Origin of the sequence: Sorangium sp. So ce426 (assembly GCF_051475585.1) — a bacterium.
Lineage (GTDB): Bacteria > Myxococcota_A > Polyangia > Polyangiales > Polyangiaceae > Sorangium > Sorangium cellulosum_B.
Window position 1 is genome coordinate 11,371,282 of the sequence record NZ_CP150341.1, and the last position, 26,939, is coordinate 11,398,220.

Sequence of the window (26,939 nt, forward strand, 5' to 3'; positions counted from 1 at the left end):
CGCCCGGCTGGGTCGCGCGTCAGCCCGCCGCGCCGGCTCCTCCCGGCTCGCCTGCTGGCGCGCGGCCCTGCGGCTCCTGCTGCGGCGCAGGCCCGGCCTCTCCCGCTGCGCCGCCGCGCGCGCCGCCGCGACCCGCCTCCGCCCGCCGCTCCTCGCGCTGGCGCGCCACCTCGGCGTCCCGTTGCTCGTACGCCACGATGATCCGCTGCACGAGCGGGTGGCGCACGACGTCGACCTCGGTGAACGAGCAGATCGCGATCCCCTCGATCCCCGCGAGCAGCTCGCGCGCCTCCGCGAGGCCGCTGCGCGCGCCGTGCGGGAGATCGACCTGCGTGACGTCGCCCGTCACCACGGCGCGGGAGGCGTAGCCGAGGCGGGTGAGGAACATGCGCATCTGGTCGCTCGTCGCGTTCTGCGCCTCGTCGAGGATGACGAAGCAATCGTTGAGCGTGCGGCCGCGCATGAAGGCCAGCGGCGCGACCTCGATCTGACCGCGCGTCACGAGGCCTTGCGCCTTGTCCGCATCCATCATGTCATGGAGCGCGTCGTAGAGCGGGCGCAGGTAAGGATTCACCTTCTCGGCGAGATCGCCGGGGAGGAAGCCGAGCCGCTCTCCCGCCTCGACGGCAGGACGGGTCAGGATGATCCGCTTCACGCGGCGCTCGAGCAGCGCATGCACCGCCATGGCCATCGCGAGGTAGGTCTTGCCCGTCCCCGCCGGCCCGATGCCGAACGTCATGTCGTGCGATCGGATCGCCTGGATGTAGCGCTTCTGCGCCAGCCCCTTCGCCGAGATAGGACGGCGGCGCGCCGAGATGAGGACGACGTCCTCGAACAGCTCCCGCAAGGTCATCCCCGGGTCGTCCCGGAGCGCCTGCACGCCGCGCACGTAGTCCTGGGGATCGAGGACCACGCCGCTCCTCAACATCTGCGCGGCCTCTGCCAGGCACCGCTCGGCGAGCGCGACCTTGTCGGCGTCCCCGGCGAGCCGGATCGTGTTGCCTCGAATGCCCGACTCGATGCCAAGAGTGCGCGCGATGAGCTTGAGATGCTCGTTCCCCGGCCCGGCGAGGGCCACCAGGGTGCTGTTGTCGAGCACCTCGACATCCGCCGTGATCCGCACGCTGGTCGTCATCCCGTGATCCTTCCCCGCCTCTGCCCCGGCGCTCCGTCGCCGGCACGTGCCGCCGCTCCATGAGCAGGACCTTGACGCGGCTCACCTCTGGCTCGAATGTCGCGCTCGCTCGCCGTATGGCTTACACAGAATCGTAACGTCCTGGTCATAATTTCGCGTCGCAGTGCATGCGAGATCCGGCGAGCGGGCGAGCCGCACACAGGGAGAACTGCATGAGGTTAGCTACATCGGCGCTGCTGGGCATGACTGTTACGCTGTCGAGCCTTTCGGCGCTAGCACAGCCTGGACCCCAGGGCCCAGCGCAACCTGCCCCGCCGCCGCCTCCGGCCGCTGCCCCGGCGGCTCCTGCCGACGCGGTTCCGCCCGCTGCCGCTGCCGCTCCGACGCCCGCACCGCCGCCCGACGCACCGCCGCCCGCAGAGCAGCTGCCGCCGCCCCCGCCCCCTGGAGCGGCACCGACCGCCGCGCCGCCGCCTCCTCCGCCTGCGCAGGTGTTCGCGCCGACCGCCGGTGCCGCCATCGTGAAAGAAGAGCGGCAGCCGCTCGCCGGCTGGCACGGCGGCTTCTTCCTCCGGGACGCCAACGACACCTTCCGGCTGTACCCGAAGGGGCGGCTGCAGCTCGACTTCGTCAGCAGCTTCGGCAGCGGGGTCTCGGATGTGAAGGCGGCGGACGGAGGGAACGCGTTGCAGCCGCGCTTCTTCGCCCGTCGCGCCCGGCTGGAGTTCGACGGCGAGTTCCTGAAGCGCTGGTCGTTCAAGCTCGACGTCGACTTCGGCGGCCAGGCGCTCGGGAATGCCAACGGCAAGACCGAGGTATCCGCGGCGTCGGCGGGCGCTGAGCCGACGGCCGAGACCGCGCGCTTCGCCGCTGTCCAGAGCACGAGCGCGAACGCCGCGCTCGCCGACTTCTGGATCAACTACTCCGTCATGCCGGCGCTGAACTTCATGCTCGGCCAGTTCAACTCCCCCTTCGGGATGGAGATCCAGTCGAGCAGCAACGCCATCACGTTCATGGAGCGCAACATCGCGATGCGGAGCTTCGCCCACCCCGAGGGCAAGAGCATCGGGCTGATGGCGTGGGGCGACGTCGCCGACAAGATGTTCTTCTACGGGCTCAGCGTGGTCGCCGGTGACGGCCAGAACCGGCCGGGCGTCGACGGCGATGTCGATTTCATCGGCCGCGTGTTCGCGCGCCCGTTCGCCGGCGACAAGAAGGGGCTGCTCGCCAAGGCGCAGATCGGCCTCAGCGCGCAGCACGGGGAGCGCGACCAGGACTACGTGGGCTACGACTACGCGCCCATCAGGACCGGGCACGGCTACACGCTCTGGAGCGGCGGCTACAAGGATTCGCTCGGGCGGCAGATCCACGTCATCCCGTCGAGCGCGCAGAGCGCGATCGGCGGCGAGCTCCGGCTGCCGATCAAGAGGGTCGAGCTCCGGGCCGAGGCCTACTACCTCGCGAACAACACCCGCGAGGCCGTGGAGGGCTATCAGCTCGCGCACACCGAGCGGCTCGGCCAGGTGAAGGGCCTCGGCTGGTACGTGCAGCTCTCTGCGTGGCCCGTGGGCGACGCCTTCGTCACCGGGGATCCGGGGTACAGCCCGCGCCCCGTGAAGGTCGATCTGACGAAGGAGCCCGAGAAGCCGAAGTCGGGGCTCGAGGTCGCGGCGCTGCTCGCGGGGATCAACGCGACCTACGACGGCGCGTCCCGGGGCGGCGCGTACGACGAGAACACGCCGGGCGCCGAGGGCGGTCCGGGCACCGACCTCAACGTCATGCAGGTCGGCCTCGCCGCCAACTACTGGCACACGAAGAACGTGCGGCTCAGCGTGAATTACAACGCATACCTGACGCCGGGCAGCGGCTCCGACGAGAACCTCCTCCGGGTGCCGGGCAACACCTTGAAGCGGACCGACGCGCACGCGCTGCACGAGCTCGGCGCCCGGGTCGGCCTGTCCTTCTAGCTCCCCGCGTCCCGTCCCCGCGCGGCGCGGAGCCCCAGCCGCGCCCTCGTTCATTTGCCCTCCAACGAAGCGCGCCGGCAGGATTCCCTGCCGCGCACATCCCGCGGCGCCGGAGCCCCGCCGGCGAGGTCGCGCGCCTCAATTTTGGCCCAGGACAGCGCGGCGGGGTACCCGTCGGGCCATGCGCGACATGCGTCAGTGGATCGCCGTCGGTGCAGCCGTGGGGCTCGTGGCCGTGACCCTCCCCATGCTGCGCGAGCACGACGTCCAGCTCGGGGGGCTGCTCGCCAAGAAGACGAACGCCGGGGGCCCGACGATCACGCGGACCGTGACGCCGCCGCCGCTCACGGACCTCGATCTGACGCGCATCGACGACCGGAAGACCCCGCCCACGGCGCCGGCGCACGGCGACCGCGTCGCGGAGCTGACCATCGACCCGATGTACCAGCGGGCGGCGATCGGCTTCCTGCGGGCAGGCCGGGTCCCGGAGGGCGCGGTCGTCATGACCGATATCCGCACCGGGAAGGTGCTCGTCTGGGCGAGCTACGTGAACGAGGGGGCGCTGCACGACGTCGCTGCAGAGGCCACCGCGCCGTCGGCGAGCGTCTTCAAGGTCGTGACCGGCACCGCCCTCGTCGAGGCGGGCCTGAGCCCGAACACCAAGCAGTGTTATTCGGGCGGCGAGCACTCGATCCGGCCGGCGGACATGGTCGACAACAAGCGCCGCGACAAGTACTGCGCGACGCTCGCGCAGGCGATGGGCCGGAGCATCAACACGGTGTTCGCGCGGCTCGCCGCGAGGAACCTCGACCGAGAGAAGCTCGGCGCCGTGGCCGAGAAGCTCGGCTGGGGTCAGGACACGCCGTTCGACGTGAAGGTCGCGCCGAGCACGATCTCGCTCCCGGAAGACGATCTCGGCTTCGCGCGGACCGCGGCGGGCTTCTGGAACACGACGCTGTCGCCGTTCCAGGGGGCGAACCTGGCGACCACGATCGCCAATGGCGGCGAGATGATCCGGCTCCACGTCGTGTCGAGCGTCAAGGACGAGATCGGCGACATCTACCAGGGCCCGAGCGAGCGCCAGGTGCTCAAGCGGGTGATGGACGAGAGCACGGCCAACGCGGTGACCGCGATGATGGAGGCGACGGTGAATAACGGCACGAGCTACCGTTCGTTCCATGATCGCAACGGCCGCGCCTACCTCCCGGATATCCGCGTCGCGGGCAAGACGGGAACGCTCACGAAGCCGACGCCCGAGGGGCCCTTCTACACCTGGTTCGTCGGGTTCGCGCCGAGCCGCAAGCCCGAGGTCGCCATCTCCGTGATGGTCGCCAACGGCGCGAAATGGCGGGTCAAGGCGACGAACGTCGCCTGCGACATGCTCCGCACCTACTTCGCCGACAAGGGCGCGCCCGGCGTGAGCGACCCGAACAACCGGACCGGCGCGACAGCCCACCGCCGCTGACGCGGGGCTGGCGAGCCGCCGAGCCGCAGCGCGCCAGGCCGATCGCGGCGCCGCGCTGCGCGGATGCACCTGAACGCGGCACCGTGCCCCCAGCGAGGTTCCCTCGAGACCGACGACGCCAGCGGACCGTCGGCCCGTCAGGAAGACCACCGCGCAACCTTCACGAGGCCCCCCGTAGGGCCGAAATCATTCGATTTCCGCCCTCACCAGGATCCGGCGATGACGGTGCGTCACGGACCCGTGTGCCTGCCTGGTGGCTGGCAGGTGTGCAGGCTCATCGTAAACGCCGCGGCGGCGATCGATTCATGGAAACTTTCCGCCCGGGGGGCGAGCCCTCCCGCCGGCTCGCCGTCCGCGGCGCGAAGGTCCGGACCGCTCCGATGCAGCCGGACACCCTGGGCCAGGGTGGGACCTAGTTGCGAGAGGTGCTGCTTGTGCAGCTTGTGCTCGGCCGAGATCCGCGTGCTAGCATCTCTGTTGTGCAGGTTGTGCTCCGCAAGCTCGGCCGGGGATCACGCGCAGTCGTTGGCCGGCTCGTCCGTGCACCACGGAAAGGCTCGGTCATCGTCATCGAGTTCTCCGACGGAATGCATGAATATGTCACGACGCCGGTCAAGCGCGTGTTGCGCCTCGCTGGGCGCGAAGTCTTCTACATAGAGACCGTGAACTCCCGGTACCGCCTCGAGGTGCGCGGCCGCGAGGTCGCGCTGGACGGCGCGGTCGGCGGCTGAGCCCTGCCAGGTGCGACCCAGGCGGCGCGGATCCTTCGGTTCCTTCAGTTCTTCAGAACGAGCGCGCGCCTCTGACGTGACTGACGTGACTGTGACGTGACCGCGCGGGGAGGCGGAGGTCAACGCCTCACGGCGGCGCGATGCACTGCACACTCGTCTAGCACGAGAACTGCATCTCCGCGCGCATTGCCCCTTGCGCTTCCATTCGCTCTTGGGCACAGTCCCGCTCCCTTTGAGGGGCCCCGCGGTAGGCCATCCACCGGTGCAGGATGGGGCTCGCCTGGCGAGCTGTCGTCATGATGCCGCGCCCCCGACCGTGAGGAGATTGAAGCAGATGGGCAAGCGCGATCGCCGCCAGTCGATGAAGATGAGGCGCCGCAAGGCGCAGGCTGCCAAGAAGGAGCGCGCCAAGCGCAGCAAGCTGGCGAAGGCCCCGGCGGAGGTCGCTGGCAAGGCCAAGAAGCCCCGCGCTCCCAAGAGCGCCGCTCCCGCGAGCCCTTCGCCGGCTGCTTGATGGGGTGCGAGGCGCGGTCGATCGGCCGCGCACCACGCGCCACCCGTCGCATCGCCGCGCTGTTGCGATCCCGTCGCTCACCCAGGCCTCGCACGGCGGCGTCGTGCTCGGCCCGGCGCGCCCCCCGGCGCGCGGCCGCACTCCTCGCCAGCGGGGGCGCTCACTCGTCGCGAATCACACGCGTGTGCAGGCTCAGGCCGGGCTGCCGGCCCATGTCGGTCGCGCCCGCCGAATCGCCAGCCCCGTTCTGCGTGGGCTGGGGCTCCTTGGGCGGGGGCTCGCCGAGGAGCCCGGCGTCGCCCTCCCTTCGCTCCTCGTCGATGAGCTCCCAATGGCCCCGTTCGTCGCGCCAGCGCTGCGCGACCCGGGTGCTGCGGACCGTGGCCTCGTCGTTCCGCAGCCAGAGGACGTCGAGGTAGACCTCGGCTTCCTCGCGCTGGGTCATCTCGAAGCCGCCGAACTCCACGTCGACGACCCGGAGGCGGGTGCCCCACCCGGCGTGACGATTCATGAAATCCTGGCGCGCGTTCGCGCCGACGCGCTCGAGCGCGACATCCATGCGGCCGAACCGGGCAGCCGTGTTCATCTCGAGCGCCGCTTCGGTGAGGCGCTGGGACGTGCTCGGGGCGATGCCGCAGCCGGCGAGGGGCAAGAGGCTCAGGGCGAGGAGGACGCGGCGCATGCCGAGCACCCTGGGCGAAGGGGTCGGCGCGGGCAAAATTTCCAGCAGGCGCGCGGCGCTCAGAACGAGTTCGTCGCGACGAAGTAGAGCTGACCGCCGGGGATCGCGAGATCGCTCAGGCCATAGGCGTACCCGAAGCGCAGCTGCGAGGAGAGGACGTACCCGATGTTCAAGCTCAGCCACAGCTCGCCGCCGACCGAGGCGTGCAGCTGGGGCGAGTAGAGCAGGCTCTTCCGCGTGAAGAGGGCGAGGTCGTCCATCTCGAAGCGGTTGAATGCGCCGCCGTGGTCGAGGAAGAGGCTCGCGTCGACGCGGCGCAGGTAGATCGGCAGCGTCACGAGGCCGCGGTCGGGTTTCAGGAGGGGCACGCGGTACTCGAACGTCTGCGAGAAATAGGAGCGGCCGAACATCGCGCCCGGCGCGTAGCCGCGGAGCGTGAACGAGCTATTCGTGACCCCGGTGAGCAATGTGTCGACGAGGGTGAGGTTCTCGAGATCGTACCCGCCCACGCCATAGCTGGCGCCCCGGGGGAAGTTGCCGCCAGACACCGCCCCGGCGACGCGGAACGCGAGGGTGTGATCGCCTGACCAGGGCATGGCGACGTAGGCGGTGAGGCCCGTCGAGAACGCGTAGGTCGTATAGCTGCTGCCCGTCTCCGGGCCGGCGTAATCGAGGCCAGCGCTCAGCGACACCCCGCGGGGCGCGCCGGCGGCGTCGAGCGAGCCCTCGGCGTTCGAGAATGCGTAGCCGAGGTGCGCGAGGTTCAGGGTGCCCCGCGGCGGGAGGATGGTCCGGGGCGCGTACGGGTCGAGCTTGTCGCCGACGGGGAGCTGCCCCTTGAACGCGGCGCTGCCGAACGACGCGCTCAGGGTATGCCGCGAGAACTCGCCGCGGATCGGATAGCTGATGCCGGAGGAGATCCCGATCGTTCGCTCGTCGTAGACGACGTTTCGGCCGTTGAGGCGGTAGCCGCCGCGCGGCGAGATGTTGTGGTACACGCGGACGCCGAGATCGACAGGCAGCCGGCCGTAGTTGTACCCGAGCAGGACGTTCGGGGCCGGCGCGTCCGGCTGCACGGTGAGCTCGCCGAAGATCGTGTGGCGACCGACGATGTCGGTGCCGGTCACGCTCACCGTGAGCGCGTTCGAGCCATAGCTCCCGGGCGCGTAGTCGAGCGTGATCGCGCGCGGCGCGAGCGTGGGAAGCGGGTTGTAAGGGACGCGCTCGAGCCGCGCCGCCGAGGGCTCGGCGGCGGGATCGGGGCGATCGCCCGGGGGCGGCGGCGCCGGGAGGAAGCGCGCCGGATCGAGCGGCATGGCGAAGAGGTCGTGGCCCCGAGAGGTATATCCAACATAGACAAGCGTCTTGCCATCGGGGCTGATCGCCGGGTGCAAGGCGCCGAGTCTCACGTTCGTGACCTGGCGCAGCGCGCCGGACGAGACGTCGTAGGCGTAGACGTTGTGGATGCCGGTGCGATCGGAGGTGAAATAGAGCGTCTCGCCGTCGGGCGACCAGACGGGGTTCATGTCGGTCGCGCGATCGCGCGTCACCTGCCGGAAGCCGCCGGTGGCGACGTCCACCACGCGGATGTCGCGATAGCCGCCCGCGGTCCAGACGCTGTACGCGAGGCGCTTGCCGTCGGGCGAGAACGACGGGGAGTAGGCCTGCTCGAAGCGGGCGCTCGGGACGAGATCGCGCCGCTCGGACAGGGCGCCATCCCTGGAGAGCCGCGCGATCTCCAGGTAGCGGGTGCCCTTGCTGTTGAGGGAGAAGGCGACGAGATCTCCGGTCGGGCTCACGTCCGGGGCCGCGGATCGGAGGCCGTGCGTCAACCGGCGCCGCCAGGGCTCGTCGCCGTCGGGCGCCGCCTTGCCGCGCGGGAGCAAGATCAGATCGTTTCGGTAGTAGTGGTTGCGCCACGGCAGGAGCGCCGTGAAGACGAGGTCACCCGCCGGCGTGAACGCCGGTCGCGAGGGCGCGTTGGTGCGCGCGACCAGCGCTTCGCGGCGCTCGCCCCCGGGCGCGGGCGCGGCGAGGGGGACGCGGTAGATACCGGGGCGCTCCCCGCCGTCGTCGCGGAAGTAGACGATCTCGTCTGCAGCGGTCCGGCGCGCGGCGGGCGGGACGAACCGCGGGTAGAGCACGTTGCGCCCGTGGTAGGTGAGCCGCGCGCCCTCGCGGAGCCCGCGCGCCTCGACGGCCGCCATCTGCTCTCGGTAGAGCCGGCGGAGGTGGTCCTTCCAGCCCTCGTACAGCTCGACGTAGGTCCTGCCGGTCACGCGGCGGATGGCGCGGTTGATCCCCCACGGGAGGAGCGACGCCCCGTAGTCGGCGGAGACGGCGCGCATCGTGTTGGGCCCGTAGACGTCGATGATCCAGCCCAGGAACCTCGATCCGTAGAGATACCAGAGGTTGCCCTGCGGCCAGCGGTACGCGGAGCTCGAGATCTGATCGAGCCGCGCGATGTTGTCCTCGAGCACGTCGGCGCGCAGGTACATGTCGAACATGCTCGAGCGCATCCGGCCACCACTCGAGTGGTGGCTCTCGCTCACCACGGCGAGCCCCTCGATGATCCACCGCGGCTGCACCTGGTTCGGCGAGAACGTCTTGCCCACGATCGCGTTCAGGATCGCCGGGATCCCCGAGGTGTTGTCGATGTGCGCGATGTGCGTGAACTCGTGCGTGAGGAGATCGAGGTACCAGTCGTCGTAGTCGCCGAGCGTCGACAGGTCGTCCGGACCGGATGCGAGGAGGTGGATCGAGTTGTAGGGGATCGTGCCGGCCGACCCGTTCGCTATCTCGGAGTCGTCGGTGATCAGGATCTCCGTGCGGCCCTTCGGGGCGTAGCCGAGCGCATCCTCGACGCGCCCGTAGATCGTCTCGGCGAGCGAGGCGATGCGCGCCGCGAGGGGCTCGAGGCCCTGCGGATGGTGCACGCGGAAGTGGGCGGTCTCGAACGTCCAGAAGGCGAGATCGGGATCGCCCGTCGCCCGGGCCGGCCGCGGAACGAGGAGCAGCAGCGCCGCGAGGGCGACGGCAGAGAGGACGGACGCTGCGCGGTGGAGCGGCCGGCTCGCTCGCGAGCCGGCGCGCGCGGGAGAAGAGTTCACCACGATCGAGGCGGCGTGGCGACCTCAGAGGTCGTCGTAGAAGAGCGGCTCCCTGTTGCGCGTGAACCGGGACACGAGCTGCCGGCCCTCCGCCGAGATCTGCATGATCCGGGCGCCGAAGCCTGGCTCGGCCGAGTCCCTCGAGCCGCCTGCCTCGCGCGTCCACCGGACCGCGGCCTGCGCGGTGAACTCGTAGTTGCCCGGCAGGCGGACGCGCAGGGTCACGACGGAGCCCGTCGGCGGGATCTTGTAGGTCGCGACGAAGATGCCCCCGTGCTCGATGACGTCGTTGCCCGCCAGTCCCTTGTAAAAATTCGACGGCGTCAGAGCGCCGAGCTCGACATCGACGACCGCCGCGTGCGTGCGGTGGTCGACGGGCTGCGGCACGGCCTGGGACGGCGGAGCGCCGCGTGGGTTCGCGGCCGGGTGCGACGCGGCGGGGTAAGCGGGCGAGGACGGCGAGGCGGGCGCCGGCGCACGCCGCGGCTGCTGCGGCGAGGGGAGCGTGTGCTGGAGGGGCGCAGACACGGCCACCGCGGGAACAGGCGCGAACGGCGCGGGCGCGGCCACCGCTGCAGGTGCATGCGCTACCTGCGCGGGCGCGGCCACCGCCACGACGGGCGCTGGCGCGATCGGCGCTGGCGCAACCGGCGCGGGCGCGGCCACCGCAACCGGCGCTGGCGCGACCACCGCTACAGGCGCTGGCGCAGCCACCGCTATCGGCGCAGGCGCTGGCGCGGCCACCGCTACAGGCGCAACCGGCGCTGGCGCGGCCACCGCTACAGGCGCTGGCGCTACCTGCGCAGGCGCGGCCGCCGCCACGGGCGCACGCGCCTGCGCGGAGGCACCGGCGGCCTGCGCCCTGCTCAGCGCGTTGACCTTGCTCAGCGAGGAGGCGACGTGCTCCATCAGCACGTCCACCACCGGATCGGCCGCGGTGATCCTCTGCAGGCGGTTCAGGACGTCGCGCACATGGCCGAGCGCGATCTCGCTGCCGTCGAGGGCCTGACCCCCGGAGCGCTCGATGCGGTGCATGATGCCCATCGCCTGCGCTATCGGCTCGGCGAGCGCCTCGATCTCAGGCGACACCCCCCCGTTCGACTGGAGCGCATTGAGCGCCGCGGCGAGCAGTTCGCGGGCGCTTTTCGCAAGCTGCGCGGGTTCCGACATGAATCCTCCGAAGGGCGCATCCTACGCGGTCGCGCGCGCATAGGTTCAGGATTCGATGCCGCGAGCCGGCCAGGCGACCCCGCCGGCGACGCGGCCGGCCGTCAAGCGCCCCCCAGCCGGCGGTCACCCGCGCGACGCCCCCGACGCCACGAGGGCCGCGAGCTCACCGACCGACGCCGGCTCTCCGTCGATCTCCCCCTCCAGCAGCGCGACGGCCGTGTCGCCGGTCCTCACCAGGACCATCCCGCCCTCGACCACGGCCTCGCCGGGCGCGAGCGCTTCGGGGAAGCTCGCCGCCGGCGCGGCCCGCAAGACGATGACGCAGGCGCCCTCGATCTCGGTCCACGCGCCTGGAGCCGGCGCGAGGGCGCGGACGTGCCGGAGGACGCGCTCCGTCGGCCAGGACCAGCAGATGGCGCACGCCTCGTCGTCCGGCGCAGGCGCCTGCGTCGCGAGCGCCGGATCCTGGGCGACGCCCGCCACCTCCTCGCCGCGCGCGAACCGATCGACCGTGCGCCGCAGGACCCGGAGGCTCGGCCGGTCGAGCGCCCGGGCGAGCTGCCACGCGGTCCACCCCGGATCGATGGGGAGCCTCTCCTGTTCCAGGATCTCGCCGGTGTCGTACTCCGCCTCGATCCGGTGCGCCGTGACGCCGCTCTCGGCGTCCCCCGAGGCGATGGCCCAGTACGTGGGGTCCGGCCCGCGATGACGGGGGAGCAGCGAGGGGTGCACGCCGATCCCGCCGAGCCGCGCCGCCCTCACGAGCGACATCGGCAGGCGCGTGGTCCAGAACCAGCTCACCAGGAGATCGGGCGCGAGCGCCTCGACGCGCGACGCGAGCTCCGGGCGCTCGACGTCGGGACGCAGCAGGAGGCGCGAGCCGAAGAGCCGGCGGGCCCGGCGGAGCGCCACCGCGTCGGCGCGGCTGATCGCGGCGAGGGCGATGTCGTGACCGTCGCCGTGGAGCAGCAACGCCGCCAGCGGGAGGCCAAAAAAGGCGACCCGCAGAGGGCGCTCGCCCGAGCGTCGGCCGAAAAGTTTTCCGTGTGGGAGCAGGCTGATAGGTGAAGGCTCCGATGGCGGCGCCCCCTCTGCAAGGCTCATTTCGTCCGGCGCTCCGGCCCGGCCACCGCTACGACGCGTCCGCCGCGCGCCGGCCGATCCTCGTCTTCGAGGACGTCTACAAATCGTACCGCGCCGATCAGCCGGTGCTCCGCGGGATGTCGCTCTCGATCGAGCGCGGCGAGTTCGTGTTCATCACGGGCCCGAGCGGCTCGGGCAAGAGCACGCTCCTCCGCCTCGTGCACCGCACCGAGCGCGTCGACGATGGCCGGATCCTCTTCCTCGGCCGGGACATCGCGCGCCTGACCGACGCGTCGATCCCCGCGCTCCGGCGCAACATCGGCTTCGTCTTCCAGGATTTCAAGCTGGTCCCGGGCTGGACCGTGTTCGACAACGTGGCCATCACGCTGGAGGTGCTCGGCCTCCCGTCGCGCCTGCTCCGGACCCGGGTCGGCGAGGCGCTCGAGCGCGTCGGCCTGGCGGGGCGCGGCGGCGACCGAGCGCAGGTGCTGAGCGGCGGCGAGCAGCAGCGCGTCTCGATCGCGCGGGCGATCGTCGGGGAGCCGACGCTGATCCTCGCGGACGAGCCGACGGGCAACCTCGACCCGCAGCTCGCGATCGATCTGCTCGGGCTGTTCGAGGACATCCACGAGACCGGCACGACCGTGCTGTTCGCGACGCACGATCGGACGCTGCTCGACGTGCGCCCCCGGCGCGTGGTCGTGCTCGACGACGGGAAGGCGACCGACGTGCCGCACGGCCTCGGATCCGGCGGCGAGCTCGCGGACGGCGACGAGGACGAGATGGACAGCGGCGTGCGCGGCGCGGCGTAGCGCCGAGGGCTCCGCCTCACGAGACGGATAGAGGGAACCGGATGCAGACCAGCGAGCGTGACGATCGGCGGAGATGGCTTCGCACCTGGCGGGCAGGGAGGAGCGACTGGCGGCTGCAGGCGCTGTCGATCTTCTCGCTCGCGGTCGCGTTCGTCTGCCTCGCGTCGGCCCTCCTCGTGGTCACGAACCTCATGGCGGTGCGCGATCGCTGGTCGCGCGCCGGCCGCGCCACGGTCTACCTGCGCGACAGCGCGACCGAGGCGCAGACCGCGGAGCTCACCCGCGCGCTCGAGGGCACCGAGGGCGTCAAGAAGGTGCGGCTCGTGACGAGCGCCGAGGCGCGCCGCGAGGTGGTGCACGACGACGGCGACAAGGCCCTCGCCGCGCTCCCGCCGAGCGCGTTCCCCGCGTCGCTCGAGGTCGGCTTCACCGAGGAGGTCTCCGACGAGGCGCTCGCCTCGATGACGGTGAAGCTGCGCGCCCTGCCGGCCGTGGACACGGTGGAGACGTACCAGCGCTGGACGGAGCGGCTGTCGTCCCTCCTCAGCGGCGGCGTCGCCGCGAGCGCGTGCCTCGCCGCGATCGTCCTCTGCGCCGTCGTGAGCGTCATCGGCTCGACGATGCGCCTGCTCTTGCATCGCCGGAAGATCGAGGTCGAGGTGCTGAAGCTGGTCGGCGCGACCGACGGCTTCGTGCGCCGGCCGTTCATCGTCGAGGGCGCCACGCAGGGCGCCGCGGGCGCGGCCGGCGCGCTGCTCGTGCTGGGCGCCCTGTTCATGATGGTGCGCGGACGCTTCGATCACGAGCTCGCCAACCTGCTCGGCGTCTCGCCGTCGTTCCTGCCGTGGGAGGTCGCGTTCGGGATGGTCACCCTCGGGGCGGCGCTCGGCGCCACGACCGCGCTGCTCACGCTGCGCAAGATGGTGGCCGTGTGAGGCGCCGCGTCCGGCTCGCGCCGCTCGCGCTGGCGCTCCTCACCGGCGCCGCGACGAGCGGCGCCGAGGTGCCGGCGCCGGACGCCCCGGCGCCCACGTCCGCCTGGGCGGCCAGGGCCCCGGCCCCGGCGGCGCGCCCGGGCTCCGCGCTGGCCGAGAACGATCTCGATCGCCTGCTCGCGAAGCTCGACGCCGAGGAGAAGGCGCTGCGCGCGGAGCTCGACACGATCGGCCCCGCGCTGGAGCTCACCCGCCGCCGGATGATCGCGCGCGGGCGCGCGTACTACCGCCACGTCCGCGCCGGGTTCCTCCCGGTGGGCGGCGGGTTCGACGCGCTGGTGGACCACGCCGCCCGCGTGGAGCGCACCCGGCTCGCCCTCGAGCGCGACCTCGCCCGCGAGGCGGAGCTGACCCGGCGCAGCGCCGAGCTCGCGGACCGGCTCACGCACCTCGGAGCGGAGCGCGCGCCCCTCGAGGTGCACCGCGAGGCGATGAACCGCGCCCGGGTCGCGCTGGCCCAGGAGGAGGAGCGCCGCGCCGCGTTCTCGCGCGCGTTCGAGACGAGCGTGCGCCCCGACTACCTCGCGATCTACGGCGCGGACACCGGGCCCGCCGAGCTCGATCGCCGCGCCGGCTTCCGCGCGCTCATGGGGCGGCTCCCCTTCCCGATCGCCGGCCGCGCGGAGGTGCGCAAGGTGTCGCGCCGCAGCGCCGGAGGCCCCGGCGTCGAGCTCACCGCGCTGGACGGCGCGCCGGTCCGCAGCGTGGCCGCTGGGCGGGTGGCCTTCGCCGACACGTACGCGGACTACGGGCTCACCGTGATCGTCGATCACGGCGAGCGGCTCTACTCGGTGTACGCGAACCTCGGCGCCGCGGACGTGCGCGCCGGCGATCAGCTCCAGGGCGGGGCGCGGGTGGGCACGGTCGCGAGCGGACCGGACGGCGCGAAGCTCTACTTCGAGCTGAGGCGCGGCGCCGAGGTGATCGATCCGGGTCCCTGGTTCGGGATGTAGCGGCGCGAGCCCGCCGCGCGCCGCCGCGAGGCGAGCCCGCGCGACGCGCGAAGTGTGCTAAGGCGGCCCCGTGAATCGCCCTGACGGCCGCGCCCTCGATGTCCACCGCCCCGTGGAGATGATCCTCGGGTTCCACCGCAACGCAGAGGGCTCCGTCCTCTACCGCGCCGGGAGGACGGTCGTGCTCTGCACGGCCTCGGTCGAGCCCACCGTGCCCGCCTGGATGATGGGCAAGGGCGCGGGCTGGCTCACGGCCGAGTACCAGATGCACCCGCGATCGAGCCCGGCCCGCAGGGAGCCGCGCGACGGGCGGGGCAAGGCCCCGAGCGGGCGCACGCAGGAGATCCAGCGGCTCATCGGCCGCGCGCTCCGGGCGGCGATCGATCTCAAGCAGCTCGGCGAGCGGACGATCGCGATCGACTGCGACGTCCTCGAGGCGGACGGGGGCACGAGGACCGCGTCGATCACCGCCGGCTTCGTGGCGCTCGCGCTGGCGCTCGACCGGATGCGCGCGGCCGGATCGCTCGAGGCGCCGGTGCTCCGCGATCAGGTGGCGGCGATCAGCGTGGGCCACCTCCCGGGCGGGCTCGCGCTCGACCTCGTCTACACCGAGGACAGCTCGGCGCGCGTCGACATGAACGTCGTGGCGACGGCGGTCGGCTCGATCGTCGAGGTCCAGGCGACGGCCGAGGACGAGGCCATCCCCCGGGCAGAGCTCGATCGCATGACCGACCTCGCGCTCGCGGGCGTGGCGTCGCTCGCGAGCGCGCAGCACCGGGCGCTGTCGAGCGCCGGCGTCGATCTCTCCGCGCTCTTCCAGACGGACCGCTGGAGGGTCGCGTGAGCCGGGAGCCGCTGCGCCTGCTCGCCGCGACCTCCAACCGAGGAAAGCTCGCGGAGCTGCGCTCGCTGCTCTCCGACCTCCCGATCGAGGTGCTCTCGCTTTCGGATGTGCTGCCGGGGGCGCCGCCCGTGGTCGAGGACGGCGCGACGTTCCTGGACAACGCGCTCCTCAAGGTGCGCGCCGGGGCGCTCCGATCGGCGATGGTGACGCTCGCCGAGGACTCGGGGCTCGAGGTGGACGTGCTCGACGGACGACCGGGCGTCCGGTCCGCCCGCTTCGCGAGGGAGGGCGCGACCGACGCGGAGAACAACGAGGCCCTGCTCGCGGCGCTCGCGGACGTCGCGGACGACCGGCGCCGAGCGCGCTTCCGCTGCGTGATGGTGCTGCTCGATCCGCGGACCGAGGCGCAGCCCATCGTGACCGAAGGGCGCTGCGAGGGGTGGATCGGCAGGCAGCCCAGGGGCGCGGGCGGCTTCGGATACGATCCGCTGTTCGTCGTGGAGGGCTACGGACGGACGATGGCCGAGCTCGGCGAGGCCGAGAAGAACCTCGTGAGCCACCGCGGCAAGGCCGCGCGGGAGATGCGCTCCTCGCTCGAGGCGCTTGTCGCGCGACGGTAGGACGACAGGCGGTGCGCGGTGGGCGCCGATCGAGCGGCGACGCCGGACGGCGGTTGACCCCGTCCGGGACCGCTTGTAATCGCGACCGGAGGCACCCACGTACTGCCCGGTGATCGGATCCCCTGATGAAGCAGGACTGGAAGGCCGTCGGAAGCTACGGGACCGTCGGTCTCGAGGTGGTGCTGTGCATCCTGGTCGGCCTGTTCATCGGCCGCTGGCTCGACGGGAAGCTCGGGACCGATCCGTACCTCTCGGTGCTCTGGTTCTTCTTCGGGCTCGGCGCCGCCGGCAAGGCGGTCTTCCGGGCGTGGAAGGAAATGCAGGCCGTGGCCGAGCGCGAGGAGCGCGAGCAGGGGAACCCTGCGCCGAGGTTCGACGACCGGAAGGCACGGCAGGACGAGCGCGCGCCGGACGGCGACCGCCGGACAGGCTCGAGCGGCGAGGTCCGCGATCCCGACGGGCTGCAGGACGCGAAGGGGAACGATGAGCGCTGAGCGAAGGCCGGGGGCGCCCGGCAGCGATCCGCCGCACGAGGAGCCCGACGCGGAGGAGCGGCCCGGCGTCGGGGACGCCACCATGCGGTCCGTGCTCCGCTGGGTCGCCGGCACGGCCGCGGTCCTGTCCGTGGCCGCGCTGCTCGCGTACGGCACGCGCGCGGCGCTCGGCGTGTGCATCGGGGGCGCCATCGCGACGGTGAACCTGTACGTCTTCGCGCGCATCGTCGACGCGTTCCTCTCGCGCCGGGGCCACACGGTGTCGTGGACGCTGATCGCGATGATCAAGCTGCTCGGCCTGATGGGCGGCGTGTGGCTCCTCCTGAAGAGCGAGGTGGTCTCGGGCGTCGCCTTGATGGTCGGCTACGCCTCGCTCGTCGTCGGCATCACCCTGGGGACGCTCTTCGGACCGAAGCCCCCGGCGGACGGAAGCCCGCCGGGCGCTCGCGGCTGAGCTCCCGCCGGAACCGGCCTCCGGGAGCGACCCGCGCGGCGTGGGGAGACTTGGCGCGCTCCAGGGTGCCCACCGTAAACGAGTTGTGGTAGAGGCGAGGCCCCTCGATCGAGGGCGAACTCCCACAAGGCGCGCCAGCGCTCGCGGCCGTGCCGGCACAGCCGCGCGGCTCCCGGCGCGGCGCATCGACGACGAAAGCCATGCCTGAGCACACAGGGTTCCTCACGTACCTCCTGGCGCAGCTCCCCGGACTCCGGGAGAACGCTCGCAACATCGGCAAGACGTTCATCGGTCACCACACCGTGGACTACCGCGGGACCGAGCCGATCTTCATGAGCCTTCTGATCATGGTGCTGTTCGTGCTCCTCGCCAGCGAGGTCCGCGGCCAGTACCGGCGCCTGAACGAGTCCGTGATCCCGGAGGACAAGCTCACGCTGCGCACGTTCTTCGAGGCGTTCTTCGGCTACTTCTACGGGATGGCCCGGGACGTGATGGGGCCCGTGAACGCGAAGCGGTACTTCCCGCTCATCGGGGGCTCGGCCGCGTTCATCTTCTTCTCGAACGCGTCGGCGCTCATCCCGGGAGTGAACCCGCCGACCTCGAACCTGAACGTCACGATCGGGTGCGCGGTCGTGGTGTTCGTCCTGTTCAATTACTACGGGCTGAAGGAGAACGGCTGGAGCTACCTCGCTCACCTCGCCGGGCCGAAGTGGTACCTGGCGCCGCTCATCTTCCCCATCGAGGTCATCTCCACCTGCGTCCGCCCGGTCACGCTCTCGATCCGGCTCATGCTCAACATCGGCGTCGATCACCTCGTGGCGAGCATCTTCCTGGGGCTCGTCGCGCTGTTCGTCCCGGTGCCCCTGATGTTCCTGGCGATCATCGTCATCGTCGTGCAGACGCTGGTGTTCTGCCTGCTGAGCTGCATCTACATCGGGCTCGCGACCGAGAAGGCAGATCACCACTGACCGCTTCGCCTGACCGCCTGGTCAGCCGCCCACCGGCGCCGCGGAGAATGGCGCTGGAGGTGAAGAGAAGGCTAGCCAGCCCTCGAAAATCGGATTAGAGGGGCCCCGCTGTCGATGGGTTGCCCCACAGCGGTGGTGGATCGCGGAAGCGCGGCCCCTGCCGAGCAGTAGCAGAGGTCCCTGGAGCGATCCCCGGATCTCGATGGGGGACCGCCCCGCGGCCCCCGACCCAAGCAGATGTTTCGCATGCAGCCCCGCGGGCTGTGTGGCTTGAAAGGAGCAGATTCGGATGTCGCTGAAGAGCAAGCTGTCGCTGTCCGCCGTTGTCGGCACTGCGCTGGTACTGGTTCCCGCTATGGCGCTGGCGCAGGATGGCGCGGCGTCGAACAAGTACGACGCGAACTCGTGGCTCGCCGTCGCTGCCGGATTCGCGATCGGCATCGCTGCCCTCGGCGGCACCATGGGCCAGGGGCGCGCGGCGGCCGCCGCCCTGGAGGGCATCTCCCGGAACCCGGGCGCCGCTGCCCGGATCCAGACCCCGATGATCCTCGGCCTGGCGCTCATCGAGTCGCTCGTGCTCCTCTCCTGGGTCATCGCGTTCTTCCTCCAGGGCAAGATCGCCCCCTGAGCGAGCGCTCGCCGCGCCTACCGGGCCCGGCTCCGCTGCTCCTTCCCGCCCCCCTTCCCTACGCCCACTACCCCGCGACGGGCCTCGCGCCTGCCGCTACCTCACGCGCACGACGGTGCCCGGCTCGTGCGCCGTGGGGAGCACGGCCGTCCAGCCGGCGGGGAGCCGGGGCGACGTCCACCAGAACAGCCGCTGCGCATCGAGCGGAGCCAGGTTCACGCAGCCGTGGCTGCGCACCTGCCCGAACGAGCGATGCCAGAACGCGCCGTGCAGCCCGACGCCCTTCGAGAAGTACTGGACGTAGGGGACGTCCTCCATCCGGTAGTACCGCTCGGCGGCCTCGTCCTCGAGGTTGTCCATGTCCGAGGTGAGCAGCTTGGCCCAGATCCGGAAGGTGCCGGCGGGCGTGGCGCGCTGCGACCCGGGCGCTCCCTTGCCGGTCGAGACGAGCGTCGCGAACACGGGGCGAGGCCCTTCGTAGGCCACGAGCGTCTGCGTCGAGCGCTCGACGTCGATCCAGCGCTCACCCGCCTCGACGTCGACCTCGGGCGGCGGCGCCACCGAGGGGCGCCGGAGATCGCGGGTCGAGATCCACGCCGCGACGTCGCCCTCCGCGATGCGCGCGAGCTTCCCCGAGGCGCCCTGCGCCTCCTCCAGGTAGGGGACCACCTCGAACCGCACCTTGCTCTCCTCGGTTCGCGTGAAGCCCGCCCCCGTCCGCGTGTAGAGCGGAGCCCGCTCCGACACGACCCACGCGGTCGCGATCTGCGCGGCGCCCGGCGCGACGTCCACCCCGTGGAACGCGAACGCGCGCACTGGACCGAGATCTCGCATCGGCAACCAGAAGCCGCTGTTCGTGCGGCCGTACCGGGCGCCTCCCTCGATCCGCTCCTCGACGATCGCCACCGCGAAGCCGGGCTCGAGCTGCGCGTCCGGCGCGTCGATGTCGACCGCCTCGGCCCGCCGGTAACCGAAGGTCCCGTCGGGGCCGACGAAGTAGTAGCGGTAAGGGAGCCCATCGGGCATCTCGCGCCACGTCCGCACCAGCGGGCCGATCGGACCCGCGGCGGACAGCTCGACGGCGTCGTCGCAGACCCAGGCCGCGGCGCCCACCTCGAGCCAGCGCCCGAGGCATCCGCCGGCGCGCCTGGCCGCAAAGACGGGCAGCTGCACGTTGCGATCGACGGAGCCGCGCCGGCGCGCGCCCTCGCCGGGGGCGTCGAACAGCGGCTGGTCGCGCTTGAGCACGCGCGCGCTCCTGACCCACGCCGGCAGCGGCGTGTCGCCCGCGGAGACCCACGGCGGAAGCTGCGAAGCGAGGACCGCTCCACCCCAGATCGCCACGCCGAGGCCGACCGCCGCGGCGCCGCCGCGCAGCGCGCCGCGGCGCGCTCGCCGCAGCGCGCCGCGTGGCCGTTCCTGCGAGCCGGCCTCGGCGCCTCCACGCTTCGTCATCCTGCGGCGAGATCCTAAGCCTTCGCCTGCGCTAGAGCCAAACTCCCGCCTGCGCGCCCGCGGTCGGCGGGTTCAGCGGTAGGAGAAGCGCACTTCGTGATCGCAGATCCGGAAGAGATCACCCTCGACGATGGCCTTCCGGGCGATGCGCTGGCCGTTGTACTCGACGCCGTTCGTCGAGCCCATGTCGACCATGTAGTACTGGCCGTTCAGGAACTCGACCATGGCGTGCTGGCGCGACACGTTCGGGTCCTTGATCGTCAGGTCGCTCGACTGCTTGCCGCGCCCGATGATGAACCGATCCTTGTTCACCACGAACCGCTGCCCCGCGTAGAACGCGGCGAGCGTCGGGCCGACGGGGACCTGACTCGGCATCCCCATGGCCATCGGCGGCGGACCCGGCACGCTGCTGGAGGCCTGCGGCGGAGCGATGTACGGCGGCGGCGACAGCGGGGGCGCGAGGGGCGGCGCCACCGGCGGCCCCATGGGCGAGGCGTAACCGGCGGCGTTGCTCAGCGGCGGCGGCGGCGGCCCCGAGCGGCTCACCGAGGCGCCCGGGAGGCTCTGGCGCCCGCCGGGGTTCGTGACCTGCGACGGGAGCGGCGGCGGCGCGCCGAGGCGCGTCACGCTGGTCGGCGGAGGCGGCGGGCCGCCGACGCGACCCGGAATGGGCGGCGGCACGGGCAGGCTGGGCCGCTTGCCGCCCGCGTTGCTGCTGCCGGGGGGCGGCGGCGGCGGCGGCGGCGCGCCCGGACGGACCTGCCCTGGAGGCGGAGGAGGCGGCGTGATCGCCGGGACCGGCGTCGGCCCTGGCCCGACGGGCGCCACGCCGTACTGCGGCGACGGCGCGCCATACGCAGGCGCCGGGGCGCCGTAGGGCATCCCGGCTGCCGGCTGCTGCTGCAAGCCCCCCAGGGGCGGCGCCGAGCCGGACGTCGCCAGCCCGGGCGGCTGGGGCGTCGCGAGGGGAGGTGGCGCGCTGGCCTGATGAGCGTGCGGGACCGCCATGTGCCCGGAGGGGGGCACCGCGTCGCCCCTGGCGGGCGGCGGGAACGGCGTGCGGGGGCTGTAGCTTCGCTGCCGCGCGTACTGCTTCATCGACTCGTTGATGAGGTAGTCGATGGAGCACTCGAGCTCGCGCGCCATCTGCTCGAACGTCTCCCAAAGGACATCGCGACACTGGAACGTCCGTGCGCTTTTCTTGTTCGGATCCGCGCTCATCTCTACCCAACGATAATGGAGGATGAATTGCGCTGGGAAGCCTCCTCCCGGCCTCTTCCCTGCAAGCAACTGACGGCTCTCTGCCGCGCGTGACGCGCGCGGCGGGCGAAGAAGCGCGTCACTTCTTCTCGCCCTTCTCGAGCTCCGGCTTCCTGTCCTGCATGGCCGGCTCGATGCAGTACTGAACGAACTCGCCGACGGTCTTCACGTCCCTGAGCTCGCGCTCGGTCGACCCCTCTTTCTGCACCTCGCACGCCCACTTGCAGTCCGGGTCGGCCTCGCAGACCGGCACGCGCGTGGTGTCGCCCTCGAGCGGCTTGACCGCCGGGAGATCGGCCGCCGTGCCGAACGTGAAGTAGTAGGCGATCGCGCTCGTCCGCACCGCCGCCGGACCCGCGGCGAAGTGCTTCTTCAGCGCCTCGACGGGCGAGCCCTCCTTCAGGTCGCCGAGCGCGGCGCCGTACGTGAGCGCCTCCGGCATGGCGAACCCCTTGCTGTCCTTGCCGTCGGGGAGCCTGCCCATGAACTCGTCGATGTGCTTCGCCGTCGACATCTTCAGGATGGTCGCGGCGGCGGCGCGGCGGATCTTCCACTTGTCGGTCTTGAAGAGGCCGTAGAGCTTCTCGACGACGAGCTCGCGCGGCATCTCGCCGACGCGGCGGAAGGCCTGGTCGAGCACCGCGTCGGGCGCGTCCGCGGTCGCGATCTCGAGGATGCGCTGGATGTCGCTCGGGTTGTTGCGATCGAGCCGGCCTTCGAGCGCGGCGAGGGCGGCCTGGCGGCGCTTCTCCGGCTGCTCCTTGTTCGCCGCGAACCCGAGGAGGAAGTCCACCGACGGTCGGCCGCCGAGCTTCTTCATCGACCCGAAGACCCGGAACAGCTCCTCCTCCTGGTACTGCGCGAGCTGCGCCTCGAACTGCTTCTCGGTCGGCGAGAGCTTCGACGCGGCGTTCGCCGCCTGGAGCTCGGGCTTCTTGACCGCGGTCCACTCGCTGGAGGTGACGAACCTGGCGATGGCGACCAGGTTCGCCGAGGCGGCCTCCTTCGTCGGCGGGTCGCCGTACTCGGCCACGAGCGACGCCAGCTGGTCGAGCCGCTTCGCCTCGCGGGTCATCAGCTTCGGCAGGCCGGCCACCGCGGCGGGGCCGATGAAGCGCAGGAGCTGCTCCATCCCGTAGGCCTGCGAGCGGTCCTCGAGCCGGTGCTCGAAGTCCGCCATCGCCCAGTCGATGAGGGCGGCCTTGAGCCCCTCCTTCAGCCCCTCGTCCGCGATGATCACGGTCCGATCCGACGTGAGCATCGCGTACGCCGCGTCCTTGTAAGGGAACGACGTGTCCTGCGGGAGCGGCTGCCCTGGCTGCGCGACGGGCGGCGGCTTCCTCAGCTCGGCGATGATCGACGGCACGAGCGCGGCCACGATGGATTGCCGGGCCTCCGGCGCCATGGTCGCGAGGGTCTCGACCATGATGCCGATGCCCACGCGCCGGCCCTGCCGCGGCTTCATGCGGATGAGGGAGGTGGCCGCCTCGACGCGGAGCGAGCCGTCGTACTTATCGTGAAACAGCACCGCCCTGAGCTTGTCCGGGCCGTGCGCCGTGGTCTCCCACCGGTGGATGTCGTTCTCGTTGACGCGGCACCCGCTCGTCGCGAGCCCTGCGCCCGCGGTCGCGAGGCACAGCAAAAGAAGGCCCGCAGCGCCGGCGCGCCGCCCTGCTCGTTCGACAGTTTCCATGCACGTCCCAGGAGGGTCGGGATGGTACCGCCCGCAGCGCTCTGTTTGAAAGAATTTCAAGGCCGGAATAGAGAGGAGCCTTTCCAAAGTCTGCGCGAAATCTGGCCAGAACTCCAGCGCGCCGGCGGCCGGCGCTCCCCGCCCTGCCGGCTCCCTCCCCCCTCGCCTGCGCTGCCCGGCAGCGGCTGCGTTTCGCCGTCCCCGACGAGCTCGGGCGCGCACGCATGGCGGCGCTCGCGCCGCCTCGCCCCTTCCTTGACTGTCCCGCCTCTTCCGGTGTCTTCCACTTCTTGCAGCCCTCCCATACTTCTTGCCCCCGGAGCGAAGTGCGCATATGTGAGCAAAGTAGGTACAGGTAGGTATGCACGTCCCCTTGTTCGCTCCTCGCCGTGCCCAGCCCGCCGCCGGCCTTGGCGAGCCCTTGCGGTCCGGGGCGCGCGGCGCCGCGCGGACCAGCCCAGCAGGGATCGCGGGTCCTGCTGCGCCGCCGGGCCATGGCTACACCCGGGATGCGGCGGCGCTGGTTCTGCTGGTCTCCGCCCTGTACAGCGCGCTGGCGCTCGCGTCCTATCGCGGGGATCCGCTGCGGCCGGAGGTCTCCGGCGACGACTGGGTGGGCCCCGTGGGGGCTGCGCTCGCGGGGACGTCGATCGAGGCGATCGGCGTCATCGCGTGGTTCGTCCCGCTCGAGCTCGCGCTGCTCGCGATGCCGCTCCTGGGGGCGAAGCGCTCGATCGCCAGCCTGTTCCGGCTGAGCGGCGACATCGTGGTGGTCGTCGTGCTCGCGGCGCTCGCGCACGTCGCGTTCCCGAGCGCGGTCGCGTTCGGCGCGATGCCGCTCGGCGGTGCCGTGGGCGAGCTGTTCGGGGAGGTGCTGCGCGCGCTCTTCTCGAACATCGGGTCCTACATCATCGGGCTCACCATCGTCGCGCTCATCCTGATGGGCCGCGCGACGTTCTCGTTCATCGAGCTCGCGCACCGGGCCGAGCAGCTCGCGATCGCCATCGCCGTGCGCGTCGCCGGCTGGGCGCGCGCGCTCTTCGGGGCGTGGGCCGCGGCGCGCGACCTGGAGCGGCAGACCGAGGCCAGGACGCAGAACGCGCCGCCGATCATCGCGCGCAACTCGAGTCCGGACGCGATCATCGCCGCGCTGGCCGACGACACCGACGAGCGGCCCTCCGATCCCGCCGCCAGGGCGACGCCCGTCGAGCCGGCCTCCGTCGAGGCGCCGGCGCTCGATCTCTGGAAGAGCGCGCCGTTCGACGCGTCCCCCGAGGAGCCGGCCGCCCCGGCGAAGCCGCGGCGCGGGCGGAAGGCGCAGGCCAAGGAGCCGCGCGAAGCGGCGCAGCAGGGCGCGGAGCCGCGCGGGGCAGAGCCGCGCGACGCCGAGCCTCGCGAGGTGGAGATCCACGGCGGTGAGGCGCACGAGGTGGTGACCCACGGCGCCGAGCCGCACGAGCTGGTGATCCACGGCGGTGAGACGCACGAGGTGGTGACCCGCGGCGCCGAGCCCAGCGAGGCAGCGCAGCGGGACGACGAGCCGCGCGAGGCGGTGTCGCACGGCGCCGAGCCGCGCGAGGCGGTGTCGCACGGCGCCGAGCCGCGCGGCCGGGCGCAGCGCGCTGCCGAGCCGCGCGAGGGAACGCAGCGCCGAGCAGCACGGCGTCGCGCCGCGCCTCCCGCGGCGCCGAGCGGCGCCGCCGCCCAGGAGGACAGCGAAGAGCCGCCGTTCGGAGGCGAGGCGTACATCGACGAGGAGCAGGGCGACCTCGACGAGGAGCGGGGCGACCTTGACGAGGAGCGGGGCGACCTCGACGAGGACGAGCCGGTGGCGCTCGCGGCGCCCGACCCGGGCGACGATGAGATGGTGACCGCACTCGGGGAACCGGACGAGGTCGACGTGCCGACACCGTCGCCCATCCTGCCCGTGCGCCAGCGGCGCGAGCTGCCTGCACGCGAGCTGCCCGCGCGCGCGCCAGACGCCGCGGTGGCTCATCGCGAGCTGCCGGTGCGCGAGCCGCATGCCGCGGTGGCTCATCGCGAGCTACCGCTGCGCGAGCCGCACGCCGCGACGGCTCATCACGAGCTGCCGGTGCGCGAGCCGCACGCCGCGGCGGCTCATCGCGAGCTGCCCGCGCGCACGCCGGACGCCGCGGCGGCCCACCGCGAGCCCTCGCCCGCCATCGGCCCGGAGCGGGCTCGCGGGGTCGCGCCACGCGACCCGACCATCGTCGATACGAGCCGCGAGCTCGTCAGCGAGAAGCCGGCCGTGGTGAAGGTCGTCCCGGCGGCCGGAGCGGGCTTCCGCCTGCCGCTGACGGACATGCTCGAGGCGCCCGCGGGCGGGCGCCTGCAGCTCGACGCCGATCAGCTGAAGGCGACCGCGCAGCTCCTCGAGAAGACGCTCGCCGACTACGGCGTCAGCGGGAAGGTCGAGGAGATCCACCCGGGGCCGACCGTCACGACGTTCGAGGTCTCCCCCGCCGCCGGCACCAAGGTGTCGAAGGTCGCAGGCCTCGCGGACGACCTCGCGCTCGGCCTCTCGCGCAAGGTCCGCATCGTCGCCCCCATCCCCGGCAAGAACCGGATCGGCTTCGAGATCCCGAACGAGCACCGCCTGCCCGTCAATCTGCGCGAGCTCGTCGAGGATCGCCGCTTCGTCGAGATGAAGGCGCCGCTGCCGTGCGTGCTCGGCCGCGACATCATCGGGACGCCGTACTTCGCCGACCTCGCGTCGATGCCGCACGTCATCGTCGCGGGCGCGACCGGCGCGGGCAAGAGCGTGGGCCTCAACGTGATGCTGGTGAGCCTGCTCTTCCGCAAGACGCCGGAGGAGCTCAGGCTGCTGATGATCGATCCCAAGGTCGTCGAGCTCGCGCCCTTCGACCGCATCCCGCACCTGCTCCTGCCGGTCGTGACGGACATGAAGCAGGCGGCGAACGCGCTCAAGTGGGCCGTCGACGAGATGGAGCGCCGGTACCAGCTCTTCGCGAACGCGGGGACGAAGAACATCACGACCTACAACGCCTGGGTCGAGCGCGTGCAGCGCGGCGAGGCGCGCCCGCCGAAGCCCCCGGCCAAGGTGAGCGCCGTCGGCGCCGACGGGCTCGAGGTGGAGATCGACGCGGCGAAGGACGGATCGGACGCGGCGCTGCCGGAGAAGATCCCGTTCATCGTGATCGTGGTCGACGAGTTCGCCGACCTCATGATGCAGCAGGGCAAGGACGTGGAGGCGAGCGTGGCCCGCCTCGCGCAGAAGGCGCGCGCCGCCGGCATGCACGTGATCCTCGCGACGCAGCGGCCGAGCGTCGACGTGATCACCGGCATGATCAAGGCGAACTTCCCGACGCGCATCGCCTTCCGTGTCGCGCAGAAGGTGGACAGCCGGACGATCCTCGACGAGCAGGGCGCCGAGCACCTGCTCGGCCGCGGCGACATGCTGATCAAGATGAACGGCTCGAACGATACGCGCCGCGTCCAGTGCCCGTTCTGCTCGGAGGAGGAGGTCCAGAAGATCACCGACTTCCTCCGGCTCCAGGGCGAGCCCGTCTACGACGAGGCGATCCTCCGGCCCCGAGACGAGGACGGCGAGGAGCCCGACACGTCGGACGCGGAGGCCGATCCGATGTACGACGCCGCGGTTCGCATCGTGGCCGACACCCGGCGCTGCTCGACCTCGTGGCTGCAGCGCAAGCTCGGCGTCGGCTACAACCGCGCGGCCAAGCTGGTCGAGGCGATGGAGAAGCGCGGGCTCGTCGGGCCCGCGAACGGCGCCAAGGATCGCGAGGTGCTGATCGCGCCGATTTGACCCTATGTGATTTATCTTGACGCCACTGCACAGAGGGTGTTGGCACGCCGCCGACCCAGGCAAGCAGGACAGACGGGATGTCGAGGAGCACACAGCAT

At 72.0% G+C, this 26,939-nt stretch carries 22 protein-coding genes; 14 read left to right on the forward strand and 8 right to left on the reverse strand.

From position 1 onward, the window contains the following. Positions 1-19 precede the first annotated feature (19 nt). Complete coding sequence (locus tag WMF44_RS42695; RefSeq protein WP_437295782.1) at positions 20-1,135, reverse strand: PhoH family protein; 1,116 nt, start codon at positions 1,133-1,135, stop codon at positions 20-22. Between the two features lie 521 nt (positions 1,136-1,656). Here WMF44_RS42695 and WMF44_RS42700 point away from each other — a divergent pair. From WMF44_RS42700 to WMF44_RS42715, 4 genes are all read left to right on the forward strand, one after another. Next, a complete protein-coding gene (locus tag WMF44_RS42700) occupies positions 1,657-3,102 on the forward strand; it encodes a porin (RefSeq protein WP_437295783.1) in 1,446 nt (481 codons plus the stop codon). Between the two features lie 181 nt (positions 3,103-3,283). Further along, the gene (locus WMF44_RS42705) at positions 3,284-4,567 is read left to right on the forward strand and encodes a penicillin-binding transpeptidase domain-containing protein (RefSeq protein ID WP_437295784.1); all 1,284 of its coding nucleotides are present in this window, start codon (positions 3,284-3,286) and stop codon (positions 4,565-4,567) included. Between the two features lie 425 nt (positions 4,568-4,992). Next, positions 4,993-5,298, forward strand: coding sequence for a hypothetical protein (locus tag WMF44_RS42710; RefSeq protein WP_157907252.1), 306 nt, complete (start codon positions 4,993-4,995; stop codon positions 5,296-5,298). A gap of 334 nt (positions 5,299-5,632) precedes the next feature. Then, complete coding sequence (locus tag WMF44_RS42715) at positions 5,633-5,812, forward strand: hypothetical protein (protein ID WP_044967002.1); 180 nt, start codon at positions 5,633-5,635, stop codon at positions 5,810-5,812. A gap of 160 nt (positions 5,813-5,972) precedes the next feature. Here the strand turns inward: WMF44_RS42715 and WMF44_RS42720 are convergent, their stop codons facing one another. The 4 genes from WMF44_RS42720 to WMF44_RS42735 all read right to left on the reverse strand — a co-directional run bounded on the left by WMF44_RS42720 (position 5,973) and on the right by WMF44_RS42735 (position 11,746). Beyond that, a complete protein-coding gene (locus WMF44_RS42720; protein WP_437295785.1) occupies positions 5,973-6,494 on the reverse strand; it encodes a hypothetical protein in 522 nt (173 codons plus the stop codon). Between the two features lie 59 nt (positions 6,495-6,553). Beyond that, positions 6,554-9,604: a BamA/TamA family outer membrane protein gene (locus WMF44_RS42725; RefSeq protein WP_437295786.1), complete on the reverse strand. Its 3,051-nt coding sequence runs from the start codon at positions 9,602-9,604 to the stop codon at positions 6,554-6,556. Positions 9,605-9,628: 24 nt separating this feature from the next. Continuing rightward, positions 9,629-10,774: a hypothetical protein gene (locus WMF44_RS42730; protein ID WP_437295787.1), complete on the reverse strand. Its 1,146-nt coding sequence runs from the start codon at positions 10,772-10,774 to the stop codon at positions 9,629-9,631. A gap of 123 nt (positions 10,775-10,897) precedes the next feature. After that, positions 10,898-11,746: a methionyl-tRNA formyltransferase gene (locus tag WMF44_RS42735; protein ID WP_437295788.1), complete on the reverse strand. Its 849-nt coding sequence runs from the start codon at positions 11,744-11,746 to the stop codon at positions 10,898-10,900. Between the two features lie 104 nt (positions 11,747-11,850). Here WMF44_RS42735 and WMF44_RS42740 point away from each other — a divergent pair, with 104 nt between their 5' ends. From WMF44_RS42740 to WMF44_RS42780, 9 genes are all read left to right on the forward strand, one after another. After that, positions 11,851-12,669 carry a cell division ATP-binding protein FtsE gene (locus WMF44_RS42740; RefSeq protein ID WP_437295789.1) on the forward strand — a complete coding sequence of 273 codons (819 nt, stop codon included), beginning with the start codon at positions 11,851-11,853 and terminating at the stop codon, positions 12,667-12,669. Between the two features lie 41 nt (positions 12,670-12,710). Beyond that, positions 12,711-13,604, forward strand: coding sequence for a cell division protein FtsX (locus WMF44_RS42745; RefSeq protein ID WP_012240582.1), 894 nt, complete (start codon positions 12,711-12,713; stop codon positions 13,602-13,604). Next, a complete protein-coding gene (locus WMF44_RS42750; protein WP_437295790.1) occupies positions 13,601-14,617 on the forward strand; it encodes a murein hydrolase activator EnvC family protein in 1,017 nt (338 codons plus the stop codon). The genes WMF44_RS42745 and WMF44_RS42750 overlap by 4 nt, the downstream gene beginning before the upstream one ends. Positions 14,618-14,687: 70 nt before the next feature. After that, a complete protein-coding gene (gene rph / locus WMF44_RS42755; RefSeq protein WP_437295791.1) occupies positions 14,688-15,461 on the forward strand; it encodes a ribonuclease PH in 774 nt (257 codons plus the stop codon). Next, the gene (rdgB, locus tag WMF44_RS42760) at positions 15,458-16,081 is read left to right on the forward strand and encodes an RdgB/HAM1 family non-canonical purine NTP pyrophosphatase (protein ID WP_437295792.1); all 624 of its coding nucleotides are present in this window, start codon (positions 15,458-15,460) and stop codon (positions 16,079-16,081) included. Before rph ends, rdgB begins: the two co-directional genes overlap by 4 nt. A gap of 125 nt (positions 16,082-16,206) precedes the next feature. Further along, positions 16,207-16,575: an AtpZ/AtpI family protein gene (locus WMF44_RS42765; RefSeq protein ID WP_437295793.1), complete on the forward strand. Its 369-nt coding sequence runs from the start codon at positions 16,207-16,209 to the stop codon at positions 16,573-16,575. Continuing rightward, the gene (locus WMF44_RS42770) at positions 16,565-17,029 is read left to right on the forward strand and encodes an ATP synthase subunit I (RefSeq protein ID WP_437295794.1); all 465 of its coding nucleotides are present in this window, start codon (positions 16,565-16,567) and stop codon (positions 17,027-17,029) included. The genes WMF44_RS42765 and WMF44_RS42770 overlap by 11 nt, the downstream gene beginning before the upstream one ends. 200 nt (positions 17,030-17,229) lie before the next feature. After that, complete coding sequence (gene atpB / locus WMF44_RS42775; protein ID WP_437295795.1) at positions 17,230-17,997, forward strand: F0F1 ATP synthase subunit A; 768 nt, start codon at positions 17,230-17,232, stop codon at positions 17,995-17,997. A 289-nt stretch (positions 17,998-18,286) separates the two neighbouring features. After that, positions 18,287-18,625 carry an ATP synthase F0 subunit C gene (locus tag WMF44_RS42780; RefSeq protein ID WP_012240589.1) on the forward strand — a complete coding sequence of 113 codons (339 nt, stop codon included), beginning with the start codon at positions 18,287-18,289 and terminating at the stop codon, positions 18,623-18,625. Positions 18,626-18,721: 96 nt separating this feature from the next. Here WMF44_RS42780 and WMF44_RS42785 read toward each other — a convergent pair whose 3' ends face one another. From WMF44_RS42785 to WMF44_RS42795, 3 genes are all read right to left on the reverse strand, one after another. Next, the gene (locus WMF44_RS42785) at positions 18,722-20,080 is read right to left on the reverse strand and encodes a L,D-transpeptidase (protein WP_437295796.1); all 1,359 of its coding nucleotides are present in this window, start codon (positions 20,078-20,080) and stop codon (positions 18,722-18,724) included. A 72-nt stretch (positions 20,081-20,152) separates the two neighbouring features. After that, entirely contained in the window at positions 20,153-21,301 is a 1,149-nt protein-coding gene (locus WMF44_RS42790) for an FHA domain-containing protein (RefSeq protein WP_437295797.1), read from the reverse strand. A 118-nt stretch (positions 21,302-21,419) separates the two neighbouring features. Then, positions 21,420-23,033, reverse strand: a complete 1,614-nt coding sequence (locus WMF44_RS42795) for a hypothetical protein (RefSeq protein ID WP_437295798.1) — start codon at positions 23,031-23,033, stop codon at positions 21,420-21,422. Positions 23,034-23,394: 361 nt separating this feature from the next. On the opposite strand from WMF44_RS42795, the gene WMF44_RS42800 reads away from it, so the two are divergent. Further along, complete coding sequence (locus WMF44_RS42800) at positions 23,395-26,841, forward strand: DNA translocase FtsK 4TM domain-containing protein (protein WP_437295799.1); 3,447 nt, start codon at positions 23,395-23,397, stop codon at positions 26,839-26,841. Positions 26,842-26,939: the final 98 nt, after the last annotated feature.